Source organism: Mycobacterium sp. E2327, from assembly GCF_001672675.1.
GTDB lineage: Bacteria > Actinomycetota > Actinomycetes > Mycobacteriales > Mycobacteriaceae > Mycobacterium.
Genome location: NZ_LZKE01000258.1, coordinates 1 through 12,075 on the forward strand (window position 1 = coordinate 1; position 12,075 = coordinate 12,075).

The following is a 12,075-nucleotide window of genomic DNA, read 5'->3' on the forward strand; positions in this document are numbered from 1 at the left end:
CACTCAGCGAATTCTCAGTAGATTCTTCGAAGCCGGTTAGCTCGGCTCAAAGGGTCCTCAAAGTCGCAGGCCGCAGGATCTACCTCATGATGAGTCAGTCGCTCTGCGCCAAGTTGATCGACCGCTACGTACGCACCTGCGGCCTGCAGTTCCTCAAGGGCGAGCACGACGGCGAATACTTCTGTGTCGCCAACGCCGATTCGGGGCGGCTGCACATCCACCTCGAGATCTCACGGTCGTTCGGCGACATGTTGGTCATCGGGATCTCTCCGGCGGGCTCCTTCCGCGCCGCCGACCGCCCCTGGCTCACCCGGTTAGCTGACACGTGGAACAAGCAGAACCGCAAAGTCACCGCGATCGTGCACGGTTGCTCCGACCCGCAACGCGTCGGCCTCGTGGCCCGCAGGTCCCGTTGGATCCAGGACAGCATCTCGTTCGAGGAGTTCGCTTCCTTCGTCGACCGCACCATCGCCGACGCCGTCGATCTGTTTGCTGAGGCGACGGTGGTTGTCGAGTTGACCTCGACGGCGCAGCCGATGCTGCGCGACGCCAGCTGAGGTTCTGGGCCGCGCGGCGGGGCGGCGACGCCGCCGCAATCCCGTCAGCCGGGGCCCGACCGCCGACGATGAAGTTGTGGCTTATCGAAGCCAACCGGGACGGTTTCGGAAGCGACTCCATCGGCGCGCCCTTGCGGCGTATAGCAATGCGGCGGCCCCGGGGAAGGCTCCAAAACATGCGGAAAGTTTTATTTCGTCGCGATCACTGGAACCTGCCCCGCGCCGTTGTACTTGTGTGTAATCTCCGTGACGGGCGTCACCCAGCCATGCTTCTTGCTTCACCGCTGGGTCGCCAGTGACCGGCTGGAGGATAGATATGTCGTACGTGATGGCGGCGCCGGAGTTGATGGCGGCAGCGGCAGCGGATGTGGCTGGTATCGGTTCGACGCTGAGCGCGGCACACCTGGCGGCAGCGGCCCCGACCGTCGGGGTGATACCCGCGGCGGCCGATGAGGTGTCGGCGGCCATCGCACAGGTGTTCTCCCAGGCCGCCCAGAGCTTCCAGGGGCTGGTGGGTAAGGCGTCGGCGTTCGGTGAGCAGTTCGCGCAGCAGTTGACTGCGGGTGGCGGCGCCTACGCGGCCGCAGAGGCCGTCAATGCCGCGTCGTTGGATCCGAGCTCGATTATTCAGAGTTTAATCGACATGCCAGCCCAGTTCCTCAACCAGATAACAAACGTCTTTAATCAGGTTACCGGATCTTTTAATTTTTTGGCGAAAGCATTTCTACTTGTCCCATATACGGGATATGAGGCACTTGTTCTGGCGTATTTGACGCTGGCTTTATTGATCGGCGTGGAAGAATTAATATTGAAATATGCGGGTGTAACGATCCCGATTCCATAATCAAACTTTGTCGATTCGGTCGGCCATCGTAGAACTGGAATACTAGCTCAATCGTGTAGTCCTAGGGCGGGTTTCCGTCGGCGCTAAACCGTGTGGCGCGAAAATCCGTCTTTCGATGTCATTGCAAATGGCTCGCGTCCAGCGCTGTTAACGGGCGAATGCCAGGCTAGACCGGCAGCCTCGGAAGTGCGGTTGTGACAGCCTCCGGGTCGTCCGCTCTTAGCAGCAAGGACCGTACCAGCGGACGCGGCCCGTAAGGTCGAAGCATGTAACTAGCAGGGCGCGGGCGGACTCTCTGCGGCCACCAGAACCAACGTCCTAGCAGCGCGGCGATGGACGGTGTCATAAACGAGCGCACGACCAAGGTGTCGAACAACAGGCCCAGGCCGATCGTGGTACCGAGCTGGCCGATAATCCGCAAGTCGCTGAATATCATCGAGGCCATGGTGAAGGCGAACACCAGCCCCGCGTTTGTCACGACCTTACCGGTACCGCCCATGGCGCGGATGATACCGGTTTTTATGCCGGCCGCTATCTCCTCTTTCATCCGGGCTACGAGAAGCAAGTTGTAGTCGGACCCTACCGCCAAAAGGACGATCACGGACATCGGAAGCACCATCCAGTGCAGTTTGATGCCCAGAATATACTGCCAAACCAGCACCGACAGCCCAAACGATGCGCCCAATGAAAGCAGCACCGTCCCCACGATAACCAGGGCGGCCACAAAACTTCGCGTGAGGGCGAGCATGATGACGAAGATAAGGCACAGCGCACCGACGAGCGCGATCCACAGATCGAATTTCGAGCCGTCGCGGAAGTCTTTGTAGGTCGACGCGGCGCCGGCGATAGAAATCTTGGCGCTCTCCAGCGGAGTCGTCTTGAGCGCTTCTACGGCTGCTGTCCTGATCGGATCGATCCGCGCTATACCCTCGGGCGTCGCGGGATCGCCCCTATGCGAAATGATAAATCGAGCCGCTTTCCCGTCAGGAGAAACGAAGGAGGCCATCGCGCGCTGGAAGTCCGTGTTCTGGAAGACGTCGGGCGGAAGATAGAAGGAATCGTCGTTTTTGGCCGCGTCGAACGCCTGCCCCATGGCGGTGGCGTTTTGGCTCGCTCCGTCCAGCTCACCAAGGAGCCCGGACATGGTGCTGTGATTCGTCAACAACATTGCGCGGGTGGCCTCCGCGATCGCGATCAGTTGCGGGGTCAGCGGGAGTAGCGCCGCCGCCAGCTCGTCCAGCTTCACCGCGCCTTTCACGATAATCTGCAATTTATCGTGAAGCGCATTGAGACCGTCGAATAGCTCAAATATCGATCTAAACGCCCAGCATATTGGGATATCGTAACAGTGCTTTTCCCAGTAAAAGTAACTTCGAATTGGCCTGAAGAAATCGTCGAAATCCGCGATGTGATCTTCTACCTCATCCACGAGGGTTTCCAGCTCTATCGCTACACCTACCGTGTGGTGAGTAACGGCCGTGATCTGCTGCTGTAATGCGTATAGGTGCTTCAATATCACAATTTGTCTAGCAAGCGATTCCGCCTCAGTTAGCATGTCATTGATACGGGGTTTTATGAGCTCCATGTTTTGTAACATGGACGCGTTTTGCATGCTGATCAAGAATGGTATCGAAGTGTGTTCAATCGGTGTTCCCTCGGGTCGGGTTATGCCCTGTACCCGAGAAACCCCTGGAACCCGAAAAATCGCCTTGGCTAGTTTGTGAAGCACGAGAAAATCAGCCGGATTGCGCATATCGTGATCTGCTTCGATCATCAGAATATCGGGCAACATTCGTGATTGCGAGAAATGGCGATCGGCGGCCGCATACCCCAAATTAGCCGGAAGGTCTCTAGGCAGATAAGATCGGTCGTCGTAGCTCGTTTTGTAGCCCGGAAGCGTCACCAGGCCGATCAGCGCGACCGCTAATGTTGCGACGAGAATGGGCGCGGGCCAGCGGACAATCGCTGTGCCGACTCCTCGCCATCGTTGTTGTGCGATCCTGCGCTTGGGGTCGCATAGCCCGAAGTGACTTCCGGCGGTCAGAACTGCTGGAACCAGCGTGAGCGCGACCGCGACCGCGACGAGCATGCCCACAGCGCAAGGCACACCTATGGTCTGAAAAATTGGCATCCGGGTAAAGCTCAGGCACAACATTGCTCCGGCGATCGTCAAACCGGAACCCAAGACCACGGGAGCGACCCCGCGGTAGGTGGTGTAGTAGGCCGTTTCGGGGTCCTCGCCAGCCTGACGGGCCTCTTGATAACGACCGAAGAAGAATATCCCGTAATCGGTTCCGGCCGCCATCGAGAGAGCCACCAGCAGATTGATGGCAAACGTCGAGAGCACGACGATGTTGTGATCGGCGAGAAACGCGATGATCCCTCGGGCCGAACCTACTTCGACCCCAACTCCGATTATCACCAGGACCACAGTGGTGACTGAACGGTAGACGAATAGGAGCACCACGAAAATGATCGCGCCGGCTATCAGGGTCATCTTCAGGAGGGAATCGTTGCCACTGCGCACCATGTCCGGGATGAGCGCTGCCGGGCCGGTGAGATGGACCTCGACACCCGGAGGAGGCGCCGTCCGCTTGATAATTTGCCGGACCGCCGTCACGGATTCCTGCGCCAGGGTGGTGCCTTGGTTGCCGGCCAAATTCAACTGCACATATGCGGCCTTGCCGTCGGGGCTCTGCACGCCCACTGCTGTGAGTCGATCTCCCCACAAGTCCTGCACGTGTTCGACATGTCGCGTGTCGTTTCGTAACTCACGAACCAATTTTTGGTAATAGGTACGAACGTTGTCCCCGAGCGGTTGTTGTCCCTCCAGCACGATCATCGCGAAACTGTCCGAATCGGACTCCTTGAAGGCTTGGCCCATGCTGGTCATGGCGCGCACCGACGGTGCGTCTTGGGGGGCCAGCGGTACGGAGTGCTCTTCGCCGACCCGCTCCAACGGAGGAACCGCAAACGTCACGACCAGCGTCAAGCCAACCCATGTCAGGATGATGAGCAGTGAAAGCCTGCGGATTGTCCACGCAAAAAAGGGCGGCCGAGGGCTTCCGGTGCTCATGCGGCCTTCAATGCGCAGACGGCAAACGCACCCGTACCGTGCGCCTCGAAGCGGCAGCCGTTGTTTGCGCTGTTGCCCGGTGCCACGATGCTCTCCACGATTGCCGACCTTGTCCTGATCTGGTAGTCCGCCACTGACTGCCGCTACCTCAGCAGCAAGGCACGTACCAACGGCCGGGGTCCTGTGGGCCGAAGTAAGGAACTTGCGGGGCGGGGGCGCACTTGTTGCGGCCACCAGAACCACCGCCCCAGCAGCGCGACGATGGACGGCGTCATGAACGCGCGCACGGCCAGCGTGTCGAACAGCAAACCCAGACCGATTGTCGTCCCCACCTGACCGATGGTGCGCAGGTCGCTGACCAGCATGGACCCCATGGTGAATGCGAATACCAGACCCGCGTTCGTCACGACTTTGCCGGTGCCACCCATGGCGCGAATGATGCCGGTGTTTATGCCGGCGCCTATTTCCTCTTTCACCCGGGCTACCAGCAGCAAATTATAGTCAGACCCCACCGCCAAAAGGACGATTATCGACATCACGAGCACCGACCAGTGTATCTGTATGCCGAGCAAATCCTGCCAGGCGAACACGGAGAGTCCGAAAGACGCGCCCAGCGAAAGTAATACGGTACCCACGATAACCAAGGCGGCAATAAAACTTCGTGTCATGATCAGCATGACGATGAAGACAAGGCAGAGCGCAGCGACTCCCGCGATCATGAGATCGTATGTCGAACCCCGCACCATGTCCCGCACACCCGCTGCGGTGCCGCCGAGATAAATCTTCGATTCTTCCAGCGGAGTTCCCTTGAGCGCCTCCTCGGCCGCGCTTTTTATCGCGTCGACCCGCGAAATGCCCTCGGACGACGCAGGGTCGCCCTTTTGCAAAATGAGCATGCGGACGGCCTTGCCGTCCGGCGACAAGAATAGGTTCATGATTCGTTGGAAGTCTTTGTTCTTGAAAACTTCCGGCGGCAAGTAGAAAGAATCATCGTTTTTGGCGGTGTCGAACGCTTTTCCCATAGCGTTCGCATTACTGCCGTTGTCGGCCATGTTCCCGAGGGCCCCGGACATGGTGCTATGCATGGTAAGCAGCATGGTCCGCGAGCTCTGCAAGATCGCGATCATCTCCGGGAACTGGGCGACCACCTGCGGCATGAGCACGTCAATCTGATCGAGGTCTCCTAGCAGCAGGCCCAGATTATCGGCTAGCGCGTCAACACCGTCGATCGAATCGAATACACTTCTCAGCGACAAGCAAACCGGAATATCGTAGCAGTGCTTTTCCCAGTAGAAGTAACTGCGGAGAGGTCTGATAAAATCTTCGAAATCCGAAATGTGATCTCGCAGCTCGTTTGTGAGTGCCTGCACTTCATGCGTGTTGGCGACCACGTCATGCGTCGTGGCGACTATTTGCTTTGTCAGACTATAAAGGCGCTGCGTGACGTTGATCGCGTCCGTCATCATGTCGGCCTGCTTGAGCAGGTCCTTCATCCGCTCCTTCTGGAAAGTGAGGAATTGTTGCTGTCCGGCGGCTTGCATGCTGAGGAAATACGGGATCGTCGTGTGCTTGATCGGGGTTCCCTCAGGCCGAGTTACGGCCTGCACCGTCGAAATGCCCGGCACGGCGAGAACTGCTTTGGCCAGTTTCTCCAACACCAGAAAATCGGCCGCATTGCGCAGATCGTGATCGGTCTCGACTAACAGGACCTCGGGTGCCATCATTGCCGACGGGGGAAAATGACGCGCTGCGGCCTCATATCCTAAATTTGCGGGGATATCTTTGGGGATATATTTCTGATCGTTGTAGCTGGGTGTGTAGCCCGGCAGCGTCAACAGTCCGACGAGCGTGACCGCCAATGTCGCGACGAGAATGGGCGCGGGCCATCGAACTATCGCCGTGCCCACCCGTCGCCATACGCGAACGTTGATTTTACGCTTGGGCTCGAACATACCGAAACGGGTCCCGACGGTAAGAACTGCCGGAATCAGCGTGACCGCGACCGCGACGGCGACCAATACGCCCACCGCGCACGGGACGGCCAGCACGTAGAAAGAGGGCAGTCGCGTAAAGACCAGGCAGAAAAGCGCTCCGGCGATTGTCAAACCTGATGCCACGACGACCTTGGCCACCCCGCGGTACGTTGTGTAGTAAGCCGTTTCCGGGTCCTCGCCGGCCTGACGCGCCTCCTGATACCGCCCAATGAAAAATATCCCATAGTCGGTTCCAGCCGCGATCACGAGGGATACCAGCAGATTAACGGCGAAGGTGGTGAGACCGATCATCCCGTGATTGCCAATAAATGCAACGACTCCCCGGGCCACTTGCAATTCTATGCCGACCACCAGCAACAACAGAATTACGGTGATGATCGAGCGGTAGACGAGAAGCAACGTAATGAAGATCACGGCGATGCTTACCGCGGTGATTGTGGCAACCGTCCTGTCACCACTGTGGCTCATATCCGCAATGATCGCCGCAGGCCCGGTGACAAAGGCTTTGACTCCCAGCGGTGCCGGCGTCCGCTCGACGATATGTTGAACTGCTTCGATCGATTCGTTGCCCGCAGTCTGGCTCGAGTTACCCGCGAGAATCACTTGAACATATGCGGCCTTACCGTCGGTACTTTGCGCGGCGCTTCTGGTTAGTTCGTCACCCCAGAAATCCTGGATGCGTCGAACATGCTTCGGATCGTTCCTTAACTGAGAAATCAAGCGATCGTAGTACTTGTGGGCATCGTCGCCGAGGGGTTGCTGACCCTCCAAAACGATCATCGCCACATTGCCGGAACCCTCGGGAGCTTGACCAGATTGGCCAGTTGGCTTGAAGTCGTCATTCATCCGCTGTGCTGCCGTGACGGACGGCGCATCAGTGGGATTCACGGAGACCGAATGCTCGGCTTCGACCTGCTCCAATGAGGGGATGCAGATGATCAGAAAACCGATGATCGCCAACCACGCCAAGATTATGACGACCGAAAATCGATGAATCGTCCGCGCTACCAATGGCCGACTGTTCTGCAGCCGACGGTCGCTCATGAGGCCTTCAGCATGCAGGACGTAAAGGCGCTCACTTCGTGAGTAGCGTTTTCCGCCTTGACCACGCCGTCCAGCACGATGCGGCAACCGATACTGTCACTATCACCCTGCGCCGCGACACTTCCCATGCCTGTTGCCGCGGTGACCGCGAACTCCAATGACCATGGCAGGCTTACCCCGTCGACGTGCTGCGGGGCACCATTTTCGTCGAAATAGCTGATCAAGGCTACGGTCCCTGGTGGTCCGAAGACCTCGTACCTCAAGTGCTGGGGGTTGTACGGCTTGTTGTCGACTCTGGTGTCGGCATACGAGGGGCTTTTTTCAGACCCGAACAGGCCGTGCAGTCGCGACACAGTCAATCCTCCCGCGGCGATCACGACCAATACGACCATCGGGATCCACAGTCGCCTCAGAAACCGGAAAATCACGGGTACCGGATTTCGGCGTCTTGTTCCAGATACACCTTGCCGAGCGCCTCGGAAGATAACACGTGGGGGGTCATGCGGTCGGCCAGTATCGTGGCCGCTCTCGACGGCGATATCGGACCGCGCCGGCTCAACGACGCGCACACTGCCCCAGACCACCGCACCACCCTAGCCGACACGAGTCTAATTACGGTTGCACACCATAATGGAGTCAAACAGCGCCCGACTGGGATTTAAGGAAGTTCTCAGTATGGGGGCCGGAAGCGACCTCAGTCACAGCCTCAGCAATTGGTTCGGGGCGGCCCGCTTTGGCTCGCGTTGCAGGCGCCGGGGAACGAGTCGTCAGTCGATCTCACCGGTCAGGCCGAACTCCGACAGTGTGCGCGCAGCCAGTTCGCGCATGGCGGGTTTGGTGTTCTCAGCGCCGGGGTGGTAGGCGACGATGGTGAGGTAAATCTTGCCGATCGCAGGCGTGCGGCACGACACCACCTGCATGTGGCCGCCCGTTCGCTCAAGCTGCTGGCGGGTTGCGTGTTGCCTCGTCCCTCGCGCCCAGGCGTGCTCGCATTGGGTACCGTCGGCACGGCTCACTACCGAGCCGGCGTCGCCGAGGTTGGAATAAATTACTGGCATGTCGTGGTCGTTGAGCTGCACCTCGACTCCCCGTTTCCACGTGCGCTTCGGGGTAAAGGGGGACAGGGCAGCCAGTTTCGAAGATTCGTCCGGCGTACTCTGCAGAGCCTTCAGCGCCTCCTTGATGGCGGCTCGGGCGTCGCGCAGATCCGTGGTCAACCCGGTCGGGTCGAGGCTGACCCGGGCGAACGACACCGCGAGCGCACGTGTATCGCCGTCGGTGCGGTCGGTCATGACGATTTGTAGCGTCACAGCGCCGTCGGAGGCCCGTCGGCGCCCCACGTGCTCCCCGAGTTTTGCGGCCAACGCGGCGGCCAGCGTGGTGCTCGTCCCACCGAGGGACTCCGCGCGGGCATCCCACTGATCCAGGTCGACGACGATCGCGATGCCCGGCACGATGACCGGGTCCGCGCCCTCGTCGACACGGCGGGCGACGGCCCGTGGTGCTGGCGATGATGGGGCCGCGTTGCGCCGCTGACGGCGGCTCAGTTTTGCCAACGCGACCAGCGACCGAGCAACCTCGGGTGCGTCTCGAGCGGTTTGGCCGAGATCCTGCGCCAGCGCGCGCAACCGGGTCCGCGAGCGCGGCGGCGCGTAGCCGAGGTCGCGGTTGGCGCCCAGGATCGCGTCGGCGACCGCGACCAGACCGCCGACGCCGTCAATGATGTAGTGGGAGACCACCCACGTGACCGCCGTCGAGCCGTCCGTCAGGGGAAGGACGCTGATATGCCAGCCGGGTCCCGCTTCGGGGTCAACGGGAACTTGTGAGCGTTCGTCCGCCCAGTCGCTGAGATCGGCGCGTGGGCGGGCGCGGTCGGCGAAATGTATCTCCGCTGGCCCCCGATCGACGACCCACCGATGACGGCCGAACGGCACCGGCGACCGCTCGATAAGCCGTCCGGACAACCCGTAACCAAAATTGTGGTGAAAACGTTTCAGCCCGTCGAAGTCGATAGCGTGCTCGTAGACCCACACGACCTGCATGACTTCCGTCTGGCCAGTCGCGCGATGCCCGGCAAAGAAGCCTTGATCGACGAACGCGAGCCGATCGTTTGGTTGCGCATCATCGTTGGATGCGCGGTTGCGAAAGGATGCACGTGCGCGAAGTATCCGGACTGGCACTAATCGCCCTCCATACCACAGTGTTCGCCCGTGACGCCCAATAGGGCGTACACCTGGTCACAGGGACGACGCCGCGCATGGCGGCACGGGCCTTGACGCGGTCGAACCTGTTCATCACAGCAGATTAGCCCCAAGACTCGACCGTTTTTGGCGACATAAGGCGCCGAGACTTATCTCTTTGTTGAAAAGCCCGGTCCGGAACATCTGTACATGTCGGACGATGGGCAGCTTTTGTCCGTGCGCCCTTGTCGACCCTGGACGCCTGCCGTCGAATCCAAGGGTTGAACGATTTGTTGACCGATCTCGCGAGCCCGGCCAAACGTCGCCCGCGTGTGCGGACACCGCAGCAAATCAGTCTTGGAGCTCTTGCCGCCCGAGATTTCGAAACGGTGCATCGTGATAGAGCTTGCGCCCGTACAGTGTTGTCGTGATTAAGCTCCACCCTATTGCCGGGAGGCGCGTCGCGGAGCCGTCTGTTTTCCATCCGGCGGCGGCGCAGATCGATCGAGTCGACGCGGCGAGGCGTGCCAAGCGCGTCCCCGCGTCGTGCGCAGTATCGAACGCGAGGCCGCGTTGGTGACCCCCGCAGCGCGGTCCGGGACTGCGGCCCGCCCAGTCGCGCTGTTCGTGGTAGGTTTCGCCCGGTCCGGAACGTCGGCGCTGACGCGGGTTCTCTCATTGTGCGGTGCCGCGCTCCCGCCCCGGCTATTCGGCGCGGTCAAGAAGCATCCGGCTGGCTATTGGGAGCCGCGCGAAGCCCACTACCTCAACGGACCGTTCCTGCGCCGCCACCGCAGCGCCGGCTTTGATCTGACGCTGCGCCTGCAGGCGGAAGGTGCCTTCGATGCAAATGAGGAGGCGGCCTGCATCGCCAAGATCCGGGCTTACCTCACCACGTTGCCGGCCGCGCCGGTCGTGGTCATCAAGGACCCGAAGATAACGGTGCTGTCTGGCATGTGGTTCGAGGCGGCGCGTCAGGCCGGATTCGACCCAATGGCCGTGATTGCCGTGCGCCACCCGCACGAGTCCATCGAGTCAACTACGGCGGCCGCTGGAACCTCGCCGGAGTTCGGGGGCGCTTTGTGGCTGAAATACAGTCTGCTGGCAGAGCGGAACACGCGCGGCTTGCCGCGGGTGTTCGTCGAATACGCCAACCTCATGAGCGACTGGCGCCACGAAATGAAGAGGATTTCCGCGGCGCTCGCGATCGATCTGGACACTCAGGAGGAGCCAGCAATCGATGAGTTTCTCGCACCTGCCCTCCGACACCACCTGCACAGCGGCCCGGTGAATGAGTTCCTTGGCTCAGACTGGATTTCCGCGACATACGAAGCGCTGAGCGCGGCCGCGCGGGACGATCCCCTTGACCAGTCTGCGCTGGATCGCGTTTTCGAGACTTATCGGGTGAGCGAACACGGTTTCCGGACGGCGTTCGAGGATTTCCACCGCTTACACAGGCTTTGGCGGCTCGTCCCGATATCGATGGTGAAGGTATTCCTTGAAGCCAACGCGATCGCTCGCCGGCGCAACTCGACGTGGGCCTAATGGCCGAGACGATGATTGGAATACGAAGACTCACAAGTCCGTAGCGTTGCACGAAAACGCTAATGGTCGACGACATCCCGAGGCTACTCCGGGTCGAGTTAGACTGCTGGACGGCTGAGCTGACGACGCGGTCTGCCGTTTTTTCATTTCGCAGAACACGTACAGGAAGTGAAGGTCCAGGGTCGCGCGATGAAATTTGTGCTGGCGTTCTATGGAACTCGCGGCGATGTCGAACCCGGCGTCGCTGTCGGCCGCGAATTGCGGCGCCGCGGGCACGAGGTCTGCATGGCGGTCTCGCCGGACCTGGTCGGCTTCGCCGAGGCAGTGGGGCTCGCGGCGATCAACTACGGGCCGGATGTCCAGGCGTGGGTGGAATCGACGCGCAACTTCTGGACGTATTTCTTCCGCAACTTCTGGAGGGTTCGGGATGTGCGCGCGTTTTTGCGTGAATCTCGGGAACCGGGCACCCGGTATTGGGCGGAGATGAGCACGATGCTGACCTCGGTGACGGACGGGGCCGACCTGCTGTTGACCGGCATGAGTTACCAAGAGCTTGCCACCAGCGTCGCGGAGTATCGCGACATCCCGTTGGCCACGCTGCTTTGGTTCCCGATACGGGTCAACGGCCGCCTCGTTCCGACGCTGCCACCGCCGTTAATCCGCTCAGCGATGAGGGTCTACGAGTGGCTGGTTTGGCGCGGGGTGAAAAAGGTCGAGGACGCGCAGCGCCGCGAATTGGGCCTACCGAAGGCCACCGGCCCCGCGCCAAGGCGGATCGCCGAACAAGGATCGCTGGAAATCCAGGCCTACGACGAAGTGTGCTTTCCCGGGCTAG

General features: G+C 60.4%; 8 protein-coding genes. 4 read left to right on the top strand and 4 right to left on the bottom strand.

Going from position 1 to position 12,075, the window contains the following annotated elements:
- Nucleotides 1-89 precede the first annotated feature (89 nt).
- Both A5712_RS29835 and A5712_RS32570 read left to right on the top strand, forming a co-directional pair.
- Nucleotides 90-557, top strand: a complete 468-nt coding sequence (locus tag A5712_RS29835; RefSeq protein WP_231982284.1) for a hypothetical protein — start codon at nucleotides 90-92, stop codon at nucleotides 555-557.
- 316 nt (nucleotides 558-873) lie between these two features.
- A complete protein-coding gene (locus A5712_RS32570; protein WP_068114213.1) occupies nucleotides 874-1,401 on the top strand; it encodes a PE family protein in 528 nt (175 codons plus the stop codon).
- A gap of 166 nt (nucleotides 1,402-1,567) precedes the next feature.
- Here the strand turns inward: A5712_RS32570 and A5712_RS29845 are convergent, their stop codons facing one another.
- The 4 genes from A5712_RS29845 to A5712_RS29860 form a co-directional block, all read right to left on the bottom strand.
- Nucleotides 1,568-4,477 (bottom strand): RND family transporter, encoded by a 2,910-nt coding sequence (locus A5712_RS29845; protein ID WP_068114216.1) that lies wholly within the window; start codon nucleotides 4,475-4,477, stop codon nucleotides 1,568-1,570.
- A 143-nt stretch (nucleotides 4,478-4,620) separates the two neighbouring features.
- Nucleotides 4,621-7,515: an RND family transporter gene (locus A5712_RS29850; protein WP_068114218.1), complete on the bottom strand. Its 2,895-nt coding sequence runs from the start codon at nucleotides 7,513-7,515 to the stop codon at nucleotides 4,621-4,623.
- Nucleotides 7,512-7,928 carry an MmpS family protein gene (locus tag A5712_RS29855; RefSeq protein WP_068114225.1) on the bottom strand — a complete coding sequence of 139 codons (417 nt, stop codon included), beginning with the start codon at nucleotides 7,926-7,928 and terminating at the stop codon, nucleotides 7,512-7,514. Before A5712_RS29855 ends, A5712_RS29850 begins: the two co-directional genes overlap by 4 nt.
- Nucleotides 7,929-8,282: 354 nt before the next feature.
- Complete coding sequence (locus A5712_RS29860; protein WP_068114222.1) at nucleotides 8,283-9,695, bottom strand: hypothetical protein; 1,413 nt, start codon at nucleotides 9,693-9,695, stop codon at nucleotides 8,283-8,285.
- Nucleotides 9,696-10,316: 621 nt separating this feature from the next.
- On the opposite strand from A5712_RS29860, the gene A5712_RS29865 reads away from it, so the two are divergent.
- A complete protein-coding gene (locus A5712_RS29865; protein WP_082973725.1) occupies nucleotides 10,317-11,240 on the top strand; it encodes a sulfotransferase family protein in 924 nt (307 codons plus the stop codon).
- 189 nt (nucleotides 11,241-11,429) lie between these two features.
- The coding region (locus A5712_RS29870) for a glycosyltransferase (RefSeq protein WP_197519539.1) at nucleotides 11,430-12,075 on the top strand (646 nt) is incomplete at its 3' end.